Annotated in this window: 23 protein-coding genes and 1 riboswitch; of the genes, 5 read left to right on the top strand and 18 right to left on the bottom strand. The window is 49.3% G+C overall.

Annotation, left to right across the window (positions count from 1 at the left end; translation table 11 throughout):
- Positions 1 to 22 precede the first annotated feature (22 nt).
- A complete protein-coding gene (locus tag KNP87_RS01610; RefSeq protein WP_014970720.1) occupies positions 23 to 385 on the bottom strand; it encodes an Asp23/Gls24 family envelope stress response protein in 363 nt (120 codons plus the stop codon).
- A gap of 283 nt (positions 386 to 668) precedes the next feature.
- Between KNP87_RS01610 and rpmB the strand changes: the two genes are divergently transcribed.
- Both rpmB and KNP87_RS01600 read left to right on the top strand, forming a co-directional pair.
- The gene (gene rpmB / locus KNP87_RS01605) at positions 669 to 857 is read left to right on the top strand and encodes a 50S ribosomal protein L28 (RefSeq protein ID WP_012370787.1); all 189 of its coding nucleotides are present in this window, start codon (positions 669 to 671) and stop codon (positions 855 to 857) included.
- Between the two features lie 140 nt (positions 858 to 997).
- The gene (locus KNP87_RS01600) at positions 998 to 2,401 is read left to right on the top strand and encodes an amino acid permease (RefSeq protein WP_026832598.1); all 1,404 of its coding nucleotides are present in this window, start codon (positions 998 to 1,000) and stop codon (positions 2,399 to 2,401) included.
- A gap of 59 nt (positions 2,402 to 2,460) precedes the next feature.
- Here KNP87_RS01600 and KNP87_RS01595 read toward each other — a convergent pair whose 3' ends face one another.
- From KNP87_RS01595 to gmk, 12 genes are all read right to left on the bottom strand, one after another.
- Positions 2,461 to 3,075 (bottom strand): thiamine diphosphokinase, encoded by a 615-nt coding sequence (locus KNP87_RS01595; protein ID WP_026832597.1) that lies wholly within the window; start codon positions 3,073 to 3,075, stop codon positions 2,461 to 2,463.
- The gene (gene thiT, locus KNP87_RS01590) at positions 3,075 to 3,635 is read right to left on the bottom strand and encodes an energy-coupled thiamine transporter ThiT (protein WP_026832596.1); all 561 of its coding nucleotides are present in this window, start codon (positions 3,633 to 3,635) and stop codon (positions 3,075 to 3,077) included. Before thiT ends, KNP87_RS01595 begins: the two co-directional genes overlap by 1 nt.
- Before the next feature lie 63 nt (positions 3,636 to 3,698).
- Positions 3,699 to 3,805, bottom strand: a riboswitch (TPP riboswitch).
- Between the two features lie 23 nt (positions 3,806 to 3,828).
- The gene (rpe, locus tag KNP87_RS01585) at positions 3,829 to 4,485 is read right to left on the bottom strand and encodes a ribulose-phosphate 3-epimerase (protein ID WP_026832595.1); all 657 of its coding nucleotides are present in this window, start codon (positions 4,483 to 4,485) and stop codon (positions 3,829 to 3,831) included.
- Position 4,486: 1 nt separating this feature from the next.
- Positions 4,487 to 5,392 carry a ribosome small subunit-dependent GTPase A gene (rsgA, locus tag KNP87_RS01580; protein WP_214720632.1) on the bottom strand — a complete coding sequence of 302 codons (906 nt, stop codon included), beginning with the start codon at positions 5,390 to 5,392 and terminating at the stop codon, positions 4,487 to 4,489.
- Between the two features lie 32 nt (positions 5,393 to 5,424).
- Entirely contained in the window at positions 5,425 to 7,347 is a 1,923-nt protein-coding gene (pknB, locus tag KNP87_RS01575; RefSeq protein ID WP_214720631.1) for a Stk1 family PASTA domain-containing Ser/Thr kinase, read from the bottom strand.
- Between the two features lie 2 nt (positions 7,348 to 7,349).
- On the bottom strand, positions 7,350 to 8,084 hold the full coding sequence (locus KNP87_RS01570) for a Stp1/IreP family PP2C-type Ser/Thr phosphatase (protein WP_028106001.1): 735 nt from the start codon (positions 8,082 to 8,084) through the stop codon (positions 7,350 to 7,352).
- Between the two features lie 36 nt (positions 8,085 to 8,120).
- Positions 8,121 to 9,449: a 16S rRNA (cytosine(967)-C(5))-methyltransferase RsmB gene (gene rsmB / locus KNP87_RS01565; protein WP_214720630.1), complete on the bottom strand. Its 1,329-nt coding sequence runs from the start codon at positions 9,447 to 9,449 to the stop codon at positions 8,121 to 8,123.
- On the bottom strand, positions 9,446 to 10,831 hold the full coding sequence (gene fmt, locus KNP87_RS01560) for a methionyl-tRNA formyltransferase (protein WP_119923199.1): 1,386 nt from the start codon (positions 10,829 to 10,831) through the stop codon (positions 9,446 to 9,448). Before fmt ends, rsmB begins: the two co-directional genes overlap by 4 nt.
- Positions 10,832 to 10,840: 9 nt before the next feature.
- Positions 10,841 to 13,165 (bottom strand): primosomal protein N', encoded by a 2,325-nt coding sequence (gene priA, locus KNP87_RS01555; protein ID WP_028105999.1) that lies wholly within the window; start codon positions 13,163 to 13,165, stop codon positions 10,841 to 10,843.
- Positions 13,162 to 14,352, bottom strand: a complete 1,191-nt coding sequence (gene coaBC / locus KNP87_RS01550) for a bifunctional phosphopantothenoylcysteine decarboxylase/phosphopantothenate--cysteine ligase CoaBC (protein ID WP_214720629.1) — start codon at positions 14,350 to 14,352, stop codon at positions 13,162 to 13,164. Before coaBC ends, priA begins: the two co-directional genes overlap by 4 nt.
- A 56-nt stretch (positions 14,353 to 14,408) precedes the next feature.
- Positions 14,409 to 14,612, bottom strand: a complete 204-nt coding sequence (gene rpoZ, locus KNP87_RS01545) for a DNA-directed RNA polymerase subunit omega (RefSeq protein ID WP_012370799.1) — start codon at positions 14,610 to 14,612, stop codon at positions 14,409 to 14,411.
- Between the two features lies 1 nt (position 14,613).
- Positions 14,614 to 15,231 (bottom strand): guanylate kinase, encoded by a 618-nt coding sequence (gmk, locus tag KNP87_RS01540; RefSeq protein WP_174544509.1) that lies wholly within the window; start codon positions 15,229 to 15,231, stop codon positions 14,614 to 14,616.
- A 168-nt stretch (positions 15,232 to 15,399) separates the two neighbouring features.
- On the opposite strand from gmk, the gene KNP87_RS01535 reads away from it, so the two are divergent.
- Positions 15,400 to 17,094 (top strand): Rqc2 family fibronectin-binding protein, encoded by a 1,695-nt coding sequence (locus tag KNP87_RS01535; protein WP_028105997.1) that lies wholly within the window; start codon positions 15,400 to 15,402, stop codon positions 17,092 to 17,094.
- Between the two features lie 61 nt (positions 17,095 to 17,155).
- On the opposite strand, the gene KNP87_RS01530 is transcribed toward KNP87_RS01535, so the two are convergent.
- From KNP87_RS01530 to KNP87_RS01515, 4 genes are all read right to left on the bottom strand, one after another.
- Positions 17,156 to 18,067, bottom strand: coding sequence for an FUSC family protein (locus KNP87_RS01530; protein ID WP_214720628.1), 912 nt, complete (start codon positions 18,065 to 18,067; stop codon positions 17,156 to 17,158).
- Positions 18,064 to 18,963, bottom strand: coding sequence for a DUF4097 family beta strand repeat-containing protein (locus tag KNP87_RS01525; RefSeq protein ID WP_026832585.1), 900 nt, complete (start codon positions 18,961 to 18,963; stop codon positions 18,064 to 18,066). The genes KNP87_RS01530 and KNP87_RS01525 overlap by 4 nt, the downstream gene beginning before the upstream one ends.
- 207 nt (positions 18,964 to 19,170) lie before the next feature.
- Entirely contained in the window at positions 19,171 to 19,860 is a 690-nt protein-coding gene (locus KNP87_RS01520; RefSeq protein ID WP_214720627.1) for a metal-dependent hydrolase, read from the bottom strand.
- A 40-nt stretch (positions 19,861 to 19,900) separates the two neighbouring features.
- Positions 19,901 to 20,200: a winged helix-turn-helix transcriptional regulator gene (locus KNP87_RS01515; protein ID WP_026832583.1), complete on the bottom strand. Its 300-nt coding sequence runs from the start codon at positions 20,198 to 20,200 to the stop codon at positions 19,901 to 19,903.
- Between the two features lie 106 nt (positions 20,201 to 20,306).
- On the opposite strand from KNP87_RS01515, the gene KNP87_RS01510 reads away from it, so the two are divergent.
- Positions 20,307 to 20,798, top strand: coding sequence for a lactoylglutathione lyase family protein (locus KNP87_RS01510; protein WP_214720626.1), 492 nt, complete (start codon positions 20,307 to 20,309; stop codon positions 20,796 to 20,798).
- A gap of 2 nt (positions 20,799 to 20,800) precedes the next feature.
- Positions 20,801 to 21,772 (top strand): zinc-binding dehydrogenase, encoded by a 972-nt coding sequence (locus tag KNP87_RS01505; RefSeq protein WP_214720625.1) that lies wholly within the window; start codon positions 20,801 to 20,803, stop codon positions 21,770 to 21,772.
- Between the two features lie 81 nt (positions 21,773 to 21,853).
- Here KNP87_RS01505 and KNP87_RS01500 read toward each other — a convergent pair whose 3' ends face one another.
- Complete coding sequence (locus KNP87_RS01500; RefSeq protein WP_214720624.1) at positions 21,854 to 22,663, bottom strand: GNAT family N-acetyltransferase; 810 nt, start codon at positions 22,661 to 22,663, stop codon at positions 21,854 to 21,856.
- Between the last annotated feature and the right edge of the window lie 62 nt (positions 22,664 to 22,725).

Raw genomic sequence — 22,725 nt, 5'->3', positions numbered from 1 at the left:
AGTTTCCTCCTCTATTCCCGCCTTAGACATTCGTCAAGCGGACTCCTTGGACAAAAATATTCACAGATGTTACTTCTAAACCAAGTGCCTGGCTGAGTGAATACTTCACACGGCTCTGGACATTGTTCGCGACCTCTGAAATTTTTGTACCGTAACTGACAATGATATGCATATCGATATGAACCTGCTCTGACGCTTGTCGTACGATGACGCCACGGGCAAAGTTTTCCCGTTTTAACAGTTCAGCCAGTCCGTCTTTAATCTGCGACTGGGATGCCATACCAACGACACCAAAACATTCCATTGCCGCTCCGCCTGCAAGTTGCGCAACGACATCATTATCCACATCAATTTTTCCATAGGTCGTTTTCATCTCGATCGCCACCTGAGTAGCCCCCTTTGTTAATTGTGTTCTTCTCATAATTCTACTATAAGGACCTACTATTGAAAAGTCGCCGTACTGACTATACAATGAATAAGTGAAAAATAGTAGCGGTCAAATGAACTTTTACCATCATCCTCATTCATTATTTTAAATTTTGAGGTTGTCTGTCAAGTTTTTTTCTTGTCAGCTACTTTTTTTATGTTGCAACCGTCTCGACACCATGCTAAGATAGCAAAGTGTCTATTAGGACGAACGCAAAACAACATAAAAGGAGGCGGAACACATGGCACGTAAATGCTACGTTACTGGGAAATCGCCGAAGTCGGGAAACAACCGTTCACACGCATTGAACAAAACGAAACGCACTTGGGGAATCAACGTACAAAAAGTACGTATTCTCGTTGACGGTAAACCTAAAAAGGTTTGGGTTTCAGCTCGAGCTCTCAAATCAGGTAAAGTCGAACGCGTATAAGGCGCAGTAACCGGATGGGAATCTTCCCTTCCGGTTCTTTTTTTATCCATTTTTTATTTTTCTCCTAAACTAATTGTCGGAATAATTGAAAACGCTTACAATAAGTGGGCAGTTATTTTTTTCAAGGGGGAAGGGTCAACATGCAGTTAAAAAGAGAAATGACAAGCCGGCATCTCTTCATGATTTCGCTCGGCGGCATCATCGGAACAGGTCTGTTTCTTGGTTCCGGATTGACGATTTCACAAGCTGGACCGCTCGGGGCGGTGCTCAGTTACATCGTGGGTGGGACCATCATGTATCTGACGATGTTATGTTTAGGGGAAATGGCGGTGCACATGCCGGTTTCCGGATCGTTCCAGACGTATACGACACGGTTCATCGGACCGGGCGTCGGCTTTGCCGTCGGTTGGATTTACTGGCTCGGCTGGGCTGTGACGGTGGCGCTCGAAATCACGGCAGCCGGCAGTTTGATGGGACGTTGGTTTCCGGATATGCCGATTGTCGTCTGGTGCGCCCTCTTTACGCTGATCTTATTTGGTCTGAATGCCGTTTCAGCAAAAGCCTTCGGGGAGGCTGAGTTTTGGTTTTCCAGTTTAAAAGTCCTTGCCATTCTTTTCTTCATCGGGCTCGGGGGAGCCGCTTGGTTTGGCTGGATTGAGATGACGGCAGCCCGTCCGGACACACTGTTCGCTAACTTTACGGCCAACGGTCTGTTTCCAAACGGGGCACTCGGAGTCTTGACGACGATGATCGCCGTCAACTTTGCTTTTCAGGGAACAGAATTGATTGGTGTCGCTGCCGGTGAATCGAGTGATCCCGAAAAATCAATTCCAAAAGCCATTCGCAACACTGTCTGGCGGACATTCATCTTTTTCGTCCTCTCGATCACGATTGTCGGTGCCTTGATTCCCTATGAAACAGCTAGCGGAATCAGCAGTCCGTTCATCATGGTATTTGACGCTATCGGAATTCCTTATGCGGCTGACTTGATGAACATCGTTGTCTTGACTGCCCTGTTATCCGTTGGAAACTCAGGCTTGTATGCGGCGACACGGATGTTATGGTCGATGTCGCAGGAAGGTATGATTTCAAAAAAACTCGCAATCATCAATTCGCGCGGGGTACCGATGCGCGCGTTGTGCTTTACGATGTTATTCGCCATGTTATCACTCCTGACCGCCTTTTTTGCAGAAGATACCGTTTTCATCTGGTTGTTGTCACTCGCCGGACTCGGGGCGCAGGTCGGATGGATTTCGATTTCTGCTTCACAGATTGCCTTCCGTCGCCAATTCATCAAAGACGGACACTCTGTCAATGAGTTGAAGTTCAAGACACCATTTTTCCCGGTCTTACCGATTCTCTCATTTTCTTTGAACCTGCTTGTTCTGATCAGCCTTGCTTTCCAAGCGGATCAACGGATCGCCTTATATATCGGTGTTCCCTTCTTCCTTTTGACATGGGCGTCGTATCATTGGTTCGTTAAAGGAAACCATCTCGCTGCCCAAACGGAACGTCAGGCAGCCAGTTCGACCTTAGAACCATAATCCAAAAGAACGTGATCGGCTGCAGGAGTGATTTCCTGACCGTCACGTTCTTTTTTCAGTCATTTTTTATTATCAGAGAGACTTCGTAATACGATCACTTCACCCGTGTGGACCGTGACATCGGCAAGCTGATGATCCGTCCATTCATTGCTGACGGTTAAGGAACCGCCGACGGGCACGTCATGATCGGTTAGCGGATACTTGACACCCCGAAGCGTTAAGCGGGTCGGAACGAGTGGAATGAAGGATAGGTAATGGTATTGGTCCGCCTTGATTTGATCGTGTCCCTCCTGTAAGAAACGCACCTCTTCCCGCTTCGTCACAAGACGCGCTGCCGGAAACTGTTTCAATAAATAGACGTTTTGCAGGGTCATATCCAGTCGACCACCTGTCGCCCCGAAAATCAACACGTCCGTCACTTCATACTGTTCGTTGACATGACGCAAAGCGAGCTCTAAATCGGTTTCATCTTTTTCAGCCGGATGAATCACCGCTCCTTCCGGCGTATATCCAAGCGAATCAAAGTCGCCGATTGCCAAGTCAAACGCAAGACCTTGTTGCACTAGCGTAGCGACACCGCCGTCGACAGCGATGACCACCGTGTTCTCGTCGATGAACGGCGTTAAGGACGGGATGTCCTCGACCGGTCCTGCTGCAACAATCACAGCCCGCATCAGACACCTCGCGCCGAATAACGGAGGAGTCGTGGCGCCGTCGTAAACAAGAGTCCTGCGACGATACCGCACAACAGATACGACGGAACCATATACGTCGCATTGTAAATCAAGGAGTACGGGACGACCGGACCTTCTGCGTATTCAGCAAAGAAGACGATTCCACTGATGACATGGCAGACATACCGTAATCCGGCACCAAGGAACGTCGCCATCAGGACGATGGCCATCAAACGTCCGTTTTTCCCAGCCGCTGCCGCCTTTTTGACTTGACGGGCAAATAAACCACTCAGTCCAACAACACCAAATGCAATCGTATAATCGAGTAACGGTTGGACGACCGTCAAGATTTGCGGCGCGAACATCAGCTGAATCGTTCCGACGAGAGCTCCTGTCACGACACCACCCACGACGCCGTGACGGAACGCCATCACAAAAATCGGTAGCATCGCTAAGCTGATAGCTCCTCCTTGAGGCATCTTAAAGGGAATCAATAAATCAAACACCACTCCGATACTTGCAAAAATTGCAATTTCCATTAACATTTGTAGCCGTTTCATACTTGTTTCCTCCTAAAAATAAAATCGCAGGACGGCAAAAAGGCAGTACGACGAACGCCGTACTGCCTGCGTGCGCCACATCCCTACGTCCGTCTGAACGGAACAGGTTCGAAGGGTTAAAGTCCAATCACTTCTCTCAGCCGCTTGACGCGACACCCCTTGCGGTCATCATTAAGTTTTGTTTGCCTTTTTATTATACGTGAGCCGCATTCCGAATACTAGTGATTGCTTCCGTATAATCAGGTGCATTGTAAATCGCGGATCCGGCAACAAGGACGTTCGCCCCGTTTTCGATGCACAGCTTCGCTGTCTCCGCATTCACACCCCCATCAATTTCAATTTCAAACGTCAGTCCACGCTCTGCCTTTAGGTCTGCAAGTTGCTTCAGTTTCGTCATGACACCAGGCAGGAAGGCTTGACCGCCGAATCCAGGATTAACCGTCATCAACAAGACCATATCGACCTCTTCTAAGACATGTTCAATCGTCGTAAGCGGTGTATGCGGGTTCAGAACAACCCCCGCCTTCGCACCCGCTGCTTTGATTTGCTGGAGGACACGATGCACATGGTTCGTCGCCTCAACATGGAAGGTCACGATGTCAGCACCTGCTGCAACAAAAGCCTCCACAAAGTTTTCCGGACGATCAATCATTAAATGAACGTCGAGAACCATATCTGTTTTTTGGCGTAAACTGTTTAAGACCGGTAAACCAAAGGAAATGTTCGGGACAAACTGACCATCCATGACATCAAAATGAATGTAATCGGCGCCTGCCGCCTCGACAGCTTTGACGTCCCGCTCCAAGTTTGCAAAATCTGCTGATAAGATTGATGGTGCAATTTTAATCATCTCAATACCTCCGGGCTCGATTCTTGATTTCCTCTACAAACATACCATAATTCGTATACCGTGAGGGCATGATTTCGTGTGCTTCAATTGCTTCTTTGACGGCACATCCCGGTTCATTCAAATGCAGACATCCCCGGTATTTACAGTCATCCTGCAAGGCGACGAATTCTGGAAAACACCAACGCAATTCTTCGAGTTCCATTTCATGCGGGAAATCGAGGTTTGAAAAACCAGGTGTATCGCCGATTAACCCTTCACCGAGCGGAATCAAGGTGACATGTCGTGTCGTGTGTCGACCGCGTCCGAGTGATTTCGAAATATGACTCGTTTCCAGGGCCAGCGAAGGTTCAAGCGCGTTGAGCAACGAACTTTTGCCGACACCGGATTGTCCGGCCAGTACGCTCGTCTTATCTTTCAACAAGGGACGGACGAGCTCCACTCCGACAAGCGTCTCACTCGAAGTCTCAATGACAGGGTAGCCGATTTTCCGGTACGCCGCGATGGCTTCTTTCACCACCAGTTCGGTAGTTCCGTGCAGCAAATCCATCTTCGTCAAAATAATGATCGGTTGAATGTCCTTCGCTTCAATCAGCACAAGAAACCGGTCGAGCAGATGGGCGGAAAAATCGGGTTCCGCAGCTGAGACGACCAGTAATGCTTGATCGATATTCGCAACCGGTGGTCGGACCAAGAAATTTTGACGTTCTTTCACTTCCAAAATGTAGCCGGTCTCACTTTCGATGTGTAATACAACCTCATCGCCTACGACAGGACTGATTCCACGTTTTCTGAAATTACCACGGGCGCGTGACCGGATTTCTCCTTGAGGGGTCATGACATCATAAAATCCACCTTGCAGACGAATAATCGTTCCGTCCCGGTTGTCTTCAATTCGACTTTCCGCCATCCTATGCACTCCTTTTGTCAGCATTCTGCTGCTTACTCTTGTGATTTTGCTTGATTATACGTAATGGTCTTCGAACGATATACGTCATCATCTTTATAGATCGTGATTTTTCCTTCTTCCCCCGGATCAATCGTCAACGGGACATCAAAGGTTTCATCTTGATCAATCGATTCTTCGATGACGGTCCGCTTTCCTTTCGCATCTTCCGTTTCAATCCGGACGACTTGACGAGGTGCTGGTTCATCCTCTTCACTGATGCCATCATACACCACTTTTTCAGGGAATGTAGCCGTGACTGTTTTTTCTTCCTCACCGCGTGAGATAAAGACCGTCACCGAGTCATTGGGTTCGACTTGAACACCGGCCTGTGGAAATTGCCGGATGACTTGATCCAGTTCGACGTCACTTGAAAACTCTTGTTCAAATGTCCCGTCCAGTCCCATTTCATCCAGGTACGCTTTGGCTTCATCGCTCGATAGATTCGTCAAATCCTTTAGCGCAAAGGCAGAAGAACCGTTCGAGACCGTGATGGTGATCATTTGTTCTTTCGCAATGACCTCGGTTCCGGCTGAGATGGACTGTCGGATGACATTTCCGCGTTCGATGTCTTCTGATTCTTCCCGTTCAACATCCACTTTCTCAAATCCACTGTCCTTTAATATCGCAATCGCTCGTTTTTCTGTTTCATCGGATACATCCGGCACTTCGACCGGATCACTTCCCGTCGAGACGACTAACTCGACCGTTGATCCTTTTTTGACAGCCGCCTCTGCGCGCGGTGACTGACTGATGACAAGACCTTCTTCGACCGTGTCACTGGAACGTTCCGTCGACTCGACGAGGAACCCGAGTTTTTCGAGTTTCGTCTCTGCTTCGTCTGCATCCGTTTCCGCTACGTTCGGAACGACTACTGTCGGATCCGGCCACATCGCAAACGTCGTTGCCGCCCCGCCCAGTAACAGGAACAAGACGAGCACGATCCACCAGGTCCGCTTCTTTTTCTTTTGTTCCTTCGGCAAGACCGTCGCAACCGTTGGAGACACGGCTTCTTCTTTCGAATCGTTTGGCAAAGACACGGGACTCAACACCATCGTCTGTTCCATTTCATCGTCTCCACGAATGCCTTCCTGTGCCCGTTCGTCAGACATGGCGGTCACCATGTCCTCTTTAAAGGCCGCCACCGACTGTTGCCGGTCATGTGGTGCTTTCGCGAGTGCCTGCATGATACAGTTTTCCAGCGCTTGTGGGACGGCAGGATTTAATTCCGTCGGACGCCGCGCCGTATCTTGCAGGTGTTTTAAGGCCACTGCGACCGGTGAATCCCCTTCAAACGGAACTTTTCCTGTCACCAATTCGTAGAGTACCGCTCCCAGTGAATAAATATCTGATTTTTCATCCGCGAATTTCCCTTTCGCCTGTTCCGGCGAAAAGTAATGGACGGATCCTAACACAGACATCGTGTGCGTCAGCGTCGCATTCGACATCGCAACGGCGATGCCGAAATCTGTCACTTTGACGGTTCCATCCGCTCGGACGAGCATGTTTTGTGGTTTGATATCGCGATGGATGATCCGGTGCGCATGTGCATGATCAATGGCGTCACAGATCTGGCTGATGATGTCAATCGCTGTTGCCACCGGTAAAGCCTGACCTTCACAATACGTTTTTAATGTCATACCATCGATGTATTCCATCACGATGTAATAAATCGCTTCTTCTTCCCCTACATCATATACGGCAACGATATTTGGATGATTTAAACTCGTTGCAGCATGTGCTTCTCGTTCAAATCGACGGATGAATTGTTCATCATGCGAAAACTCAGTACGTAAAATTTTGATTGCGACCATTCGATTCAAGATTTCATCATATGCCTGATAAACGTTTGCCATCCCGCCATTTCCAACCAGCCGTTCTATGCGGTAGCGGTCATTCAATCGATCTCCGTAACGCATATTCAGACCCTCTCTCTTTCTTTAAAACGGATTGCAGCAATCGTGATGTTGTCTGCTCCCCCTCGCTCATTCGCCTCGAGGACCAATCGTTCAACAATCGTTTCAAGTGGTGCATCTGCTTGCAATAGCCGTTGCATGACGTCATGAGGCACTTCGTCCGACAATCCGTCACTGCATACTAAAACAATTTCATAATCAGGTGCATCGCGCACTTGAATGTCGACATCAACGGATTCGTTTGAACCAACCGATCGGGTGATCACATTTCGGCGGGGATGGTTTTCAAGTTCCGCTTCCGACAATTCACCCAGTTGCTTCAACATATTGACATAGGAATGATCGTCGGTCAGCTGTTTCAACTGTCCTTCCTCAATCGCATAGACCCGGCTGTCTCCGACATGACCAATGACAAGCAAGTCGTCGGACCAACAGACACAGGCCATCGTCGTGCCAACGATGGATAAATTCTCGACTTGAGAAAAACGTAAGATTTGAGCATTTGCTTCTTTCACCAACCGCTCAATCCAAGAAGATAATTCAATCGGACGGCTCGGCATCTCAGCATAGGCTTCATCAAAGATTTGACGTACAATCGCACTCGCCGTTTCACCTGCTGCGTGCCCGCCCATTCCATCGGCAACGACGGCTAACCCTTTTTGGGCGTCGCCGACGAGCAAGACGGTATCTTCATTTTTTGAGCGGACCTTTCCCGTCGTCGTCAAATACGCTAACTCCATGACCCGTCCCCCTGTTCGTGTTTGATCCTCGTTCTTTCAGACGATTTTCTTAAAGGCAGCGATATAAAATCCATCTGTTCCAAATGATGTTGGTAACAATTTCAGTTCCGCCCGGTCGCCGATCAACGATTGAACGGCTTCAGGCATCCGCGTTTTGAACGTCTCGTCAAACTCATAGCCTTGACTCAGGATATATTCTGTCTGCTGTTCATTCTCGACGGGATCAATCGTACACGTCGAATAGACAAACGTTCCGCCCGGCTTGACTAGTGGCAGGACCGCTTCGATGATTTGACGCTGGATGACCGGCAGCTGAGTGAGATCTTCCGGACGTTTCGTCCATTTGATATCCGGCTTCCGGCGAATGACGCCCAGTCCGGAACATGGTGCATCCACTAAAATCCGGTCAAACGATGCTGCTTCGAACCGCGTACCGGCTTGGCGCGCATCAAGCACTTCCGTCTGAACCGTCTCTAACCCTAAGCGCGTTGCTTGTTTTTCGAGTAACTTCACTTTATGCGGATGAAGATCAAGTGCCGTCAACGAACCGGTCGTCAGTCCTTCTGCGATATGCATCGCTTTACCACCTGGTGCGGCACAACTGTCCAAAACCCGGTCAGAAGGTGCTGCTCCTACTGCGGCAGCAACCAGCATTGAACTTTCATCTTGCAACGACAGATAGCCGCGCTCGAGTAAGTCGGTCTGTTGGACACTTCCACTGACGATTTCCAGACCATCCGGTGCTGCATGCGCTGGTTTTGCCGTCACTCCTTGTTCTTCCAGCAGTTGAATCAACTCTTGTCTATCGGCACGGGTCCGATTGACACGTACGGTGACGGGAGCCGGTTCATTGTTCAGACGACAGATCTTCCAAGTCTCTTCTTCTCCAAACAGGTCGATCCAGCGCTCGACGAGCCAGACCGGATGACTTGTTTCGATGCTGATTCGTTTGACCGTCGAAGAAATGGCTGCAAAATCAGGTTTCCCTGATCGAAGCACATTGCGTAAGACACCGTTGACGACCTTGGCGATATGCGGTTTGCCGCGGGTCTTGGCAATCTCCACCGCTTCATTGATGACCGCGTGATCCGGAATCCGGTCTAGATAAAACAGTTGATACACACTCATCCGCAACAACGGACGCATGAAGGGATCCAATTTTTTTTGCGAAGCCAGAAACGGCTCCAAGATATAGTCGAGTGTCAATTCCCGACTGAGCGTACCGTAGACCAGTTCTGTATATAAACCGACATCCGCTTTTGAAATTGCGCGCTTCTCAAGCATCTGATGGACGGAAATCGTCGAAAACGCTCCGCCTTGTCCAATTTTTAATAAGGTTGTGACTGCTGCATCCCTGACGTTCATGCTTGTTCGCCTACTTTCTGTCCAATCGTCAATGTCTGTCCGACACCACGCATGAACGTTGCACCGTCCATTCGCTTTTTCCCAGCCGGCTGGACGTCGATTAATTTAAGTGCGACGTCGGAACCGGTCGCAATGACCGGTCCATCCGCTTCCAAGGCAATGATTTCTCCAGCGGTTCCGTTACCTGGTACTTTTTCAGCAAAATAAACTTTCAGACGATCGCTTCCAAGCGTCGTATAGGCGCTTGGGAATGGATTCATCCCGCGAATTTGGTTGTATAAGTCTTCACCCGGTCGGGAAAAGTCCAATCGCTCCCGTTCCCGGCTGATGTTCGGCGAAAACGTGACGGCGTCTTCTTGTTGCGCTTCCGGTGTCAACGTACCGGCAATCAACTGCGGTAACGTTTCGATCAACAACCGGGCACCCGCAGCACTTAATTTATCGAACATCGTGCCTGCTGTATCCTGTTCTTCAATCGGGACGATGATTTTCGATAACATATCCCCTGCATCCAAGCGATCGACCATGTACATGATCGTGACGCCGGTTTCCGTCTCTCCATCGATGATTGCTTGATGAATCGGAGCACCTCCACGGTACTTCGGCAACAAGGACGCATGGACATTGATGGCGCCAAACTTTGGTGCCTCAAGGACGGCTGTCGGAACGATTTGTCCGTACGCCGCCGTGATGATCAAGTCCGGCTTCAAATCAAGCAGATCCTGATAGTCTTCGCGGATTTTAGTCGGTTGCAACACCGGAATGTCGTGTGCGAGCGCCACTTCCTTCACCGGTGTCGGTTTGATTTCACGTTTGCGACCCACTGGTTTATCGGGTTGCGAAACGACACCGACGACGTCATATCCGGCATCGATGACTTCTCGTAACGTATTGGCGGCGAAATCCGGTGTCCCCATGAAGACGACACGTGGAGACGCTTCGGTTTCCACTAACTTATCGGTAAATAACACGCCGTCCAGATGATCCATCTCGTGCTGAATGGCCCGTGCAAAAAAACCATTCGCTTTAATTTTGACGCTCCGTCCCAGACGGTCTTGCGATTTCACGACAATCTGTTCAAAGCGTTCGACGGGTCCGAAGACACCCGGCATGCTCAGACACCCTTCATCATCGATTTGTGAACCACTTGCTTCGATGATTTCCGGATTGATCAGCTCGATTGGTCCCGTCTCGTCATCCGTATGGACGACCGCGACACGAATCGGCTGATTGACTTGTGGAGCTGCCAGTCCGACACCATCATATTCGTACATTGTATCGAACATACGATCAATCATTTTCCCTAACTTTTTATCAAACTTCGTCACCTTTTGGCAGGTTTGACGCAACACTTCATTTGGTACTTCTACAACTTTGTACATATTGCCACCTCACATGAATACAAATGGATTTAGATCCACTGTTACTTGGACTTTTTGTTTGATGCGTAACGCAAGCATCGCACGGAGTGCCTCCCGCACGTCTTCCTGACCTTTATGTTTTAAAATCACCTGTTGCCGGTACATGTTCTTTAACCGGGCGAGCGGTGCCTCGAGTGGTCCGTTGACAATCAAGTCTTCTGATTCGAGATGCCGGAGTTCGCCGGCGATCGCTTCCGCTTCCGCCTGTGCTTCCAGCGGATGGGCCGCCGATATCGTCACCAATCCTAAAAACCAGAACGGCGGGTGACCACCTAGCTTCCGTAACTGCATCTCCCGCTGATAAAATGTTTCATAGTCGTGCTGTTTGGCCGTTTGGATGACATAATGATCCGGATTATACGTCTGGATGATGGATTGTCCGGCGAGTGCACCACGCCCTGCCCGACCCGAAACTTGCGTGATCAGCTGAAACGTCCGTTCACTTGCCCGGAAATCCGGTATGCCGAGCGTTGCATCAGCCGCAATGACACCTACTAAGGTGACGTTCGGAAAATCCAACCCTTTGGCAATCATCTGCGTGCCGAGCAGGATATTACCTTCCCCTCGCTCAAACGCATTTAATAATTTTTCATGGGCCCCTTTACGGGATGTCGTGTCTTGATCCATCCGAATGATTTTTGCTTCCGGAATCAAATGGGCCAACTCTTCTTCGATTTTTTGTGTCCCGGTCCCGAATTGACGAATTTTTTTTGACTCACATGTCGGACATGTTTTGGGCATGGCTGCTTCAAATCCACAATAATGACACTTCAGGCAATCTTGGTGTTGATGATACGTCAGATTGACGGCACAATGCGGACATTGAAGCGTCTCACCACAGTCACGGCAAAGGACAAACGTCGTATAACCACGACGATTCAACAGCAAGACCGTCTGCTCGCCACGTTCGATTCGTTGTTTGATGCCTTCGATAAGCGGCAGACTGAAGGGTGTTCGATTGCCGCGTTCCAGTTCTTTTCGCATATCGATGATATCGACCGGCGGCAATTCGCCGCCAAACCGTTCTTTCAGCGGCAAATACCGGTAAACCCCTTTTTGAGCACGGGCATATGTTTCGAGAATCGGTGTCGCACTTCCGAGGACAACCGGACACTGATGGTACGCCGCACGCCAACTCGCGACATCACGGGTGTGATACCGCGGATTTTCTTCTTGTTTGTATGTCGTCTCATGTTCCTCATCTAAAATGATGACACCGACATTCGTCAACGGTGCAAAAATGGCCGACCGGGCGCCGACGACGACATCGACTTCCCCTTGGGCGATCTTTCGCCATTCATCGTATTTCTCACCTAACGACAAGCCGCTGTGAAGAACGGCGACCCGTTCCCCGAACCGGCGTTTAAAACGTTTGACCATCATCGGCGTCAAACTGATTTCCGGTACGAGCAACATCGCTTGGCGCCCACGTTCCAGCATCGTGTGAATCGATTCCAGGTAGACTTCCGTTTTCCCGCTTCCGGTCACGCCGTGGAGTAAAAAGGTACTTGTTTCGTCCGGTGTTGTAATGGCGTCGACGGCAGCTTGCTGCTGGTCGGTCAATCGCGACGGAACAAAAATATCTTGCACCAGATGTTCATATGGATTTCGATTCACATCAATCGTTTCGACGGCAATGACCCCTTTTTTCTCCAAACTGTTCAGGATGCTGACTGTTAAATCGAGTTCATGCATCACTTCACTCCACAAGACTGTCGGATGTTCAATCAAATGATTCCGTAACAGCAGTTGTTTCGTCGCTTGTTTCGATAATTCAATCGTCGGGTCGACTAAACGAATCCGTTTATCGGTTTTTGATGTTTTCTTTTCTTTGACAATCGGTTGCAGGTGCAACTCCCCTTGCCGGGCGGCCACTAAAATCTGTTGTTGGATCTCACTTGGAAACTGACTGATTTTCTTTTGATGCCAGCTCGAAAATCGTGGTGTTTCCGTCACAATCAGTTTATCATAACTGACTTTTAAGGCGGCTGGTAACATCGCGAGCAGCGCTGTCGCCTGATAGCACAGCGTCGTATCCGAAAGATAACTGGACAGTTCAAGCAATTCTTCCGTATACGTCGGCGTCTCATCCAAAACCCGGACAATCGGCTTTGTCCGGGCGAGTTCCGTCTCGGCTTTTACCGCCACGACGATACCAAGTAAGGCACGTGGACCGAACGGTACCTCGACACGCATCCCCGGGACGACGAGATCGCGCCATAACTCCGGCACTTCATAGTCAAAAGGTCGGTCAACCGTTGCCGCTGCAACGTCGACGATGACTTCGGCAATCATCGGAGCGCCTCAGCGAACTGGGCCATCAAGTCTTGCGCCAACCGGGTTTTCGATTGTTGATCGTAATGAACGATTTGATTTTCTTTTCCATAAACGGTCACCTGATTTTCGTCACTCGAAAAACCGATTTCCGGACGCGATACATCATTGGCAACAATGAAGTCCGCCTGTTTCCGAATCAACTTTTGCTTGGCATGACTTTCGAGATTTTCGGTTTCTGCCGCAAATCCAACAAGAATTTGCTTACTTTTCCGTTCCCCAAGTGTGCGCAGGATATCGGTCGTCTCTTCCAACTCAATCCGTAACGGTCCATCCATCTTTTTTTGTTTCCGGTCGTATTGGATCGTCGGACGGTAGTCGGCAACGGCCGCGGCCATGATGACCAAATCCTGTTTTTCGTAGTGCGCAAGCATCGCTTCGAGCATCTCTTCGCCAGACTCGACGGCAACCGTCGTTACTCCGGCCGGCAATGTTCCACGAACCGGACCGTGAACAAGCGTCACAGTTGCTCCCGCGTCACGGGCTGCTTCTGCGAGCGCGATGCCCATCTTGCCGGATGAATCATTTGTCAAATAACGGACCGGGTCAATTCGTTCAACGGTCGGACCGGCACTGATTAAGACGTGACGATCTACTAATTTTTTTGTTTCAAAAAGTCCGGATAATGTCTCGACGAGTTCCTCAGGTTCCGGCAACCGTCCTTTTCCGACCCAACCGCATGCCAAATTCCCGACGCCTGGTGCAATCAAGTGGACTCCGTCTGCCATCAGCCGTTCCATATTACGCACCGTTGCCGGATGTTCCAGCATATTGACGTTCATTGCCGGGGCTACGACGACCGGACAGGTTGCCGCCAAAATCGTCGTCGTAATGAAGTCGTCGGCAATGCCGTGGGCAAGTTTGGCAATCAAATTGGCGGTTGCAGGAGCAACAACGATCAAATCCGCTTCATCCGCCAAATCGATATGTGCAATTTTGGATGCATCATGCTCGATGAAGACATCATCATAGACCGGTTTCCGTGTCAACGCTGCAAACGTCGTTTTTCCGACGAATTGTTGCGCATTTTTAGTCATCGCGACCTGGACACTCGCGCCTGCCTGAACCAATTTCGATGCCAAGGCAGCCGCTTTATACGAGGCGATTCCCCCTCCGACACATAATAGGATTTTACGATTCGTTAGCATGATGAACTCCTCCTTATTGAAAAAAACAGCCACAATGAGGAGTGGCTGCTTCAAAATTAGTCTTGCGGTTGGTTCGTAACCACGACTTCACCAGAAAAGAGTTCTTCGAGCGCTTTTCCGACTGGTTTGTATGATTTCGGGTTCGCTACTTTCACACGTTTCCCGTCTTGGATTTGACGTGCACGTTTTGCTGCGACCGTCACGATTGTGTATTTCGAAGGGACCGTCTTTTGAAGCTTGTCTACTGATGGATATAACATGTTATTTAACCTCCATGGCTTTTTTATACAAGGACGCAACGCGTTCCCGGCTACAATGTTCTGCGGTGACGATTGCTTGAATTCTGTCACAGGCTTTGTGGATTTCATCATTCGTGACGACGTAATCATAGGCATCCATCATTTCGATCTCTTCTTTCGCAACGAGCAGACGCTGTTTGATGACTTCTTCTGACTCCGTTCCACGTCCGACAAGGCGGTTACGAAGTTCCTGTAGACTTGGCGGTGCCAAGAACAGAAAAACAGCTTCAGGGAAATGTTCCTTGACCTGCATCGCACCTTGTACTTCAATCTCTAAGATGACATCTTTTCCTTCATCTAAGATTTTGTTGACCCAATCAACGGGTGTTCCATAATAATTCCCTACGAATTCAGCGTATTCCAGCAATTGATTGTTGGCGATCATACCCTCGAATTCTTCACGTGTCTTGAAGAAATAATGGACGCCGTCCACTTCTCCTTCACGCGGTTGGCGTGTCGTACATGACACGGAATAATGTAAATCATTGTCTTCATCTTCGCGTAAGGCACGGCAAACCGTTCCTTTACCAACCCCACTCGGACCAGACAATACAAGTAATAAGCCACGCTCTTTAAAAATCACTTCAGAACCCCTCCATCTAACAAACTTCACATTGTTTCATATTAGCAGTAGAGACGGGAAGTTCGCAAGTGGTCTTTTTCAGCTCGACTGCTTAATCATACCATAACAAGGCGGTTTCTGTTACCTTTAGAAAGTGGAAACGAAATCAAGAAAGAAGGTAATTTCATGGCTTTTGATGGATTAATGACGACACGGGTCGTCCGTGAACTCCAACCGCTCGTTGGTGCACGCATCAATAAGATACATCAACCGTACGCACTCGATTTGATTTTCAGTGTCCGGGCAGATCGAAAAAATGTGACCTTGCTTGCATCGGCCAATGCGATGTATGCCCGTCTGCATCTGACGTCGGAATCAACCAGCAATCCAAGCGAACCACCGATGTTTTGTATGATGCTCCGGAAACATCTTGAAGGCGGGTTCATTGAATCGATTGAACAACTCGGGCGCGACCGGGTCATTCTGATGCGCGTCCGCTCGCGGAATGAGCTCGGTGACGAGGAAGCGAAAAAATTATACATCGAACTGATGGGACGTCACTCCAATATCTTATTGACGGATGGTCAAGATAAAATCTTAGACGCCATCAAACATCTCCCGCTCAGTCAAAACACGTTCCGGACCATCATGCCGGGTCTGCAGTACCAGTTACCGCCGGAGCAGGACAAAGTCGATCCATTGACCGGTGATATCGAACAAACGTTGCACCGGATCGACTGGAACGCCGGAAAAATTGATCGTCAATTGTTAGGTCTGTTCAGTGGTTTTTCACCGCAAATCACGGCAGAAATCGTTGCCCGGGCGGGACTTGCGAACCGGTCGTCGCTCGCAGAGGCAATCCGGTCCGTTCTCGGTGAACTGACGGGACCTTATTATTTACAGCGGCTTGCGAACGGCAAGGAACGGTTCTCTCCCGTCGCCTTGCATCATGGAGACGTCGTCGAAGAGAAAACATTCTCATCCAGCGGTGATGTCCTCGATGCCTTTTTCCACCAAAAATCCAACCGGGACCGGGTCAAACAACAGGCAGCTGATTTAGAACGGTTCATCAAAAGTGAATACGATAAGAATATTCTCAAACGTTCCAAATTGGAGCGCGATCTCGCCGCCACGGAAAAGATGGACGAACTTAAACATAAAGGCGAGCTGTTGACGACCTATCTCTATCAGTTAGAACGCGGCATGAAAGAAGCCACGGTCGTCGACTACTACGATGAGGACGGCAAAGAAATCACGATTGCCCTCGATCCCCGCTTCTCACCGAATGAGAACGCCCAACGTTACTACAAACGCTACAACAAACTGAAGACCGCGAAAATCGAGGTTGCGAAACAACTCGAGAAAAACCAACTCGAGATTGATTATTTTGAAGGGCTGCTCGCCCAGCTTGATGTCGCTTCTCCGGACGATATCCGGGAAATGCGTGAAGAGCTCGTCGAAGAAGGCTATGTCCGGGAACGCAGTAAAAAGAAAAAGAAACCGCTTGTTCCAAAACTTGAAGCCTACCAATCATCGACAGGCATTCCGTTTTTCGTCGGAAAAAACAACAAGCAAAATGATTATGCGACTTTTAAATTCGGACGCCGTTCGGAAACTTGGTTGCATACAAAAGATATCCCCGGTTCACACGTCATCATCCGCAGTGAACAGCCGGACGAGACGACACTGAAGGAAGCCGCCATCGTCGCTGCGTATTATTCGAAAGCCCGCGAATCGAGCCAGGTCCCGGTCGATTTCACGGAACTCCGTTATGTGAAGAAGCCGAGCGGGGCAAAACCCGGGTTTGTCATCTACACGGATCAAACGACGCTTTATGTCACACCGGACGCCGACCTTGTGCAGTCGCTTCGGACCATTTAAACACAAAAAAAGCGCCGTCCTGTTTAGCCTTTTTCCACAAAAGAGCAAACTGGGACGGCGTTTATTTCATTTTTTCGAGTTGTTCACGGTAATCGAGCAGATGACCGTTGATGATGTCTTTGACTTCACTGATTTCTTGATCGAACGTAAACATCGGTTGGTTGCGCTCATGTGAAAAAATCACATCGTAATGATGGCTGAGCAGAAAATCGATTTCCTGTCCTAACACTTTTTCCTGTTCTTCCGACATCGGCAAATCCCGGTGACTGGCGATGCTTTCGAGTAACAACAGCAACTTATCTTCCAAGTCAACAAGCTGCTTCAGTTGAATGAAGGCCTCACTTTGACCACTTGCGACCAGAGGATATTTTTGGTCTTCTTGTAACATAATGATCATCTCTTCGTGTTTTAAGACCTGTTTTCGAACAGCCAGTAGTTTCGAATCATCCTTGACCAGGCTGCGCCAATCCTCCATTAATTGTTTTGTCGTCTTTTTAACGAACAGTAATAAACGGTCTTCGTAGTGTGGCGGAAAGACGATATAGTTCACCGCGACGGCTGATAAAACACCGACGACTGTCAATAAAGAGCGGGTCAGCGCGTAATGCGCATAATCGCCTGTCGGGCTTTCGAACATCAGAACGATGGCAAATGCCGCAAACGTCGACATGTCCGTCCGTCCGATCATCGAATTAAACACAAGCGATACGATGACGGCGAGCCCGATCGTCAATGGATTGGCGCCGAGCGTCGCGACGACGGCCAATCCACACACTAAACCAAGAATCGTTCCGAAAATCCGATTAAAGACGATTTTAAACGAACGGTGGATCGTCGGTTGCATCGCTACGATCGCAGCAACGGCCCCCATGCCCGAGTAAATTCCAAATACATACCACGAAAAACCGAGGGCAATCGCGACAGCAATTCCGGTTTTGATTGTCCGGAGACCTACACGAAACTGGAGTTTCACTCGAGTGTCACCTGCCCGACTTCACTTTCCACGGTGACTTCCGGTTTTTCCTGTTTCGACAATTCAAATAAGGCGACATCGTCCTCTTTTTGTTTCGTGTAGCGGTCGGCCGCTTTGATGTCTCCTTCTGTCGTGACGGCAATCGTTCCGGCGGCTTTGGCCGGTTTCAAACGGATTGCACCGTCGATTGTCGAGACGTTCAGACTGAGTTTGGCTCCGTATGCAGCTAAGTTAACCGATTCGCCCACTACGTCCGCATGAACGGCATTCATGTTTTCCACCTGGACTTTTCCCCGTCCGGTCAGGGAAATGTCGTCAGCATCGATTTTATTCAAATCCATCGTCCCTGCCGTCATTGAAATCGTTTTGGCAAAGACGCCCATTCCTTTTAACGATTCTGCTTCGACGTCAATTTGATTCATATAACTGGGCAAACCGACTTGAATCGTATAATCCCCGGGTTCTTCACTCGGACGATTGCCGAGACGTGCCGCAAATCCATCCCGTCCGGTGACCGTAAGTGTAGTGCCTGACGTCCCGATCTTCAGTCGTTTTTGACTCGACGCACTGTCGACCAACTTCAATTGGACGTTTCCATCCGTGCTCCGGACAAAGTTGACCGTCGCGTTCGGAGCGTCGACCTGTAACGTTTTATACCGATTCGTCGTTTTGAACGATTCGCCCCGCGATAAGGAATCCGTCGTCAAAAACAATGTCACCGTATATAACAGGACAAGGCTCAAGACGACCGATCCATACACGATGACCGGACGGCGGATCGGCTTGCGCGTTCCGATCCGGTCAAATGATGCCGCCACCTTCCGTCGCTTGTCTTTCAGTCGTGTAAACGACGATTGTTTCCGTTTCCGTTCCGTTCTGCTTGTATTCTCATCCATGGGTCTACCTCCATCCAATTCTCTCCCATTATTCCGAATATAGGATTCGTCTGTCAACATTCCTTCTTTATCATACGAAATTGTTCACATATTGCCATCGGGCGGAGGATGGAGCACAGCAAAAAACGAACACCTCTTCCTGCTTGATCAGAAAAAGTGTCCGTTTTGATGATCGAAGATCCTTCACATGGAAGGTCTCGCCGTATGTTAGAGTTCGATCGATGCGTCAATTTTTAACGTATGACCCGTCTGCCCTTGGGCTTCGAGATTCGCACAAAATGCCTCGGCGTCCTGTTTGATTAAATCAAACGTATCGTAGTGGACCGGAACGACCGCTTTCGCTTGCAGCATATCTGCTGCAACTAACGCATCCTCAGGCCCCATCGTGTAATTATCCCCGATCGGCAAGAAGGCGAGATCGATGTCATAATGGGCACCATAAAGCGCCATATCACCGAATAGTGCCGTATCTCCCGCATGATAGATGACTTTGTCTTCAATCGTCAATAAGAATCCGGCAGGCATCCCCATATAGGTGATCGTCTGCTTTTCTTCATCGATGATGCTCGAAGAGTGGAAAGCTTGCGTCATCTTGACCTTACCAAACGGAAATTCAAACTGTCCGCCGAGGTTCATCGGATGGACGTTCAATCCTTTAAAACTGAGATAGGTCGCCAGTTCGTGTGTTGCGACAATCGTCGCCCCCGTCGCTTTCGCAATCGCTTCCGCATCCAACATATGGTCAGCATGCGCGTGTGTCAGCAAAATGAAATCCGCTTTGACGTCTTCCGGTTTTGTCATCGCTTGATCGTTACCGCTGAAAAAAGGATCAATGACGATATGTTGTCCGTTCGTTTCGATTGTGACGGTAGATTGTCCGTGATACGTCAACTTCATGTGAAATAACCTCCTGAGATTAATGATATCAACAGAAAGATTAGTTCCCTTCTCCCCACGCACATAAACCTTTCATCGCCGGTTGTAACGTGTAAGCGGCGTCTGTCAACCGGTACTCGACATGTAAGACGGCTTCGTCGAATTCAATCCGTTCGACCATTCCGAGCCGTTCGAGCTCCTTTAATTGATCGGTCAAGACTTTACGTGAAATACCCGGAATCGCACGTTGTAACTCTAAAAAACGTTTCGGACCGTCCTCTAACGTGCAATATAATTGTGGACGCCATTTTCCGCCGATGATGGCGAGCGCCCGATTGACTGGAAATTGTTCTGTCGTCATTGTTTCTGTCTCTCCTTCAAGTAGTTACTTCAAAGTGCGTACTATGCAGTCGAGTGTATCGTAAGTTATCGTTGTCGTAAATCAAAATGCAAAGGAGATCGATGTTATGACCTATCCACGTAATTTTTCACACATCGGACTGTCCGTTCCGAATTTAGAACAAGCCATTTCTTTTTACTCAGAGGTGATGGGCTGGTACATCATCATGGAACCATCTGATGTCGTAGAGGATGATTCGCCGATCGGCGTCATGTGCACGGATGTATTCGGAGCAGGCTGGGGGAAATTCCGGATTGCACATATGGTGACGGGTGACCGGGTCGGGATCGAGTTATTTGAGTTCCCGAACAATGAACAACCGGAAAACAACTTTGAATTCTGGAAAACAGGTATTTTCCATTACGCGATCCAAGATCCGGACATCGAAGGCATGGTCGAAAAAATCGTCGCGCACGGCGGCAAACAACGGATGCCGATCCGTGAATATTATCCGGGCGAAAAACCTTACCGCATGGTGTACTGTGAAGATCCGTTCGGCAATCTCGTTGAACTCTATTCCCACTCGTATGAACTCACGTATTCGGAAGGAGCATATTAATCATGAAAGCATGGCTCAATGAAACGGGAACGCCGGTCGAAAACTGGATTTACACGGACATCGATACGCCTACACCGATGACGGGCGAAGCCTTGATTCGTGTTCAAGCCGTCGCCTTGAATCCAGTCGACTATAAAGCGACAAAAAATCCGGCTTGGACCTATCCGCATATCCCGGGTGTTGATTTGACCGGTGTCGTCGAACAACTCGGACCGGATGTGACGGACGTTCATCTCGGTGATCGTGTGGCCATCCATACGAACTTACAAAAAAACGGGGCCTTCGCAGAGTATGTCACCGTTGACGCCCGGGCTTTGGCTAAAATTCCGGAAGCTGTCAGTTTCACGGACGCAGCTGCCATTCTGTGTGCCGGAATGACGGCCTATGAAGCGATTTTCCAAAAGATGAATACGACGGATAAAGAAACGATCCTGATTCATGCCGGTGCCGGCGGTGTGGGTGGTTTTGGGATTCAGCTCGCGAAACGCCTCGGACTGCAGGTCGCGACCACCGCGTCTGCTGACAATCATGACTGGGTCAAACGTTTAGGTGCTGATCTTGCGATTGATTACCGGAACGAAGATGTTACGCAGGTGATCCGCGACTGGACGAACGGCCGTGGGGTCGACTTGATCTTAAATACGGTCGGTCGTCAGGAAGCAACCGATGATTTGGACCGTCTCGCATTTTCCGGTCAGTTGGCTTACATCGCCGGAGGTCCCGATCTGTCCGTCGTCACACCGTTCACGTTGTCGCCGTCGATCCACGAAGTCGCACTGGCCGCTGCCTACGCGAGTGAAAATGACCGCGCAATCCGCAATCTGGGTCTGATGGCATCGGAACTGTTACAGCTTGTCGCAAGCAAACAACTCGATCCCCTCGTGACGAAAGTCGTTGCCGGATCGGAGATTGCCGACTACCTTGAATTGTTGTCGCAACGTCACGTCCGTGGAAAAATCATCGCGACGTTCTGATTAAGTATGCTGGATATACAAAAAGCAGATGCCCTTCCTTGGTTCAAGGATGGGCGTCTGCTTTGTTGTGCAGTCAGCGGGTCATTGGTATTTTGGACGTTTTGTAATTTGAACCGAACGTCCGACAAGTTCAAACCCGATCGCTTGATAAATCTTATTGGAAGTCGGATTCGACCAATCCGTGTACAGCGAGACCATCGGATAGTTGGTCAACAAATGATCCGACAGAAAAGCGACCAAATAAGACGCAATCCCCTGTTTCCGCCATTTTTGAGGAGTAAAGACATATGAAATCGTCACACCGGAAGCAGTTGGGCGACTCGACGAAGCCATCGCAAGCAACTGTCCGCCGTCGAACAGACCAAACAACGTCCCCGCCTCAATATGTTTTCGAATCGTCTGTTCATTTTTCAGCCGGCTTCGCTCCGTCACGGGCAAGGCCCCCGTCTCTTCGATGAATGCCCAGCCGAACCGAACCGCATCCTCCGTAAACGACGGCTCAATCAAACCGAATCTATACTCAAGCGCAGCAGGCGGAATCACGTTTCGCAACGTATAAATCCCCTGGTCCATCTTGATTCGAAAAGGACTGTGCGACGCAAGCAACGGTTCAATGATCGTCTGCTCTCCGATGTATCCCGGACAGTTCAGAATCCGGGATAATTTCCGGATTCCATTGTATGTAAACGCGTCTCCCGCCAAGATGGCTTGCTCTTCAATCGTTTGCAGCACAACGATCGTCCGGTCTCCTTCTCGCGCGATGGCCATTAAAATCGGGACATCTCCTCGCTCCAGGATTCCGAGCGGCAGTTGATGAATATCCGAGCGCTGCTCAAGCAATGGAACGGCAATCTGCTTAAAACTTTCGTAATCACGGTAATGAGTCAACATCTGAAAAACAACTCCTTTTCTCTTTTTTAGTGTATCAAAAAAAGAAGCGGCTGACTCCACCC

This window comes from Exiguobacterium sp. s192 (assembly GCF_018618795.1).
Taxonomy (GTDB): Bacteria; Bacillota; Bacilli; order Exiguobacteriales; family Exiguobacteriaceae; genus Exiguobacterium_A; species Exiguobacterium_A undae.
This window is presented reverse-complemented; position numbering and strand designations above follow the sequence as displayed.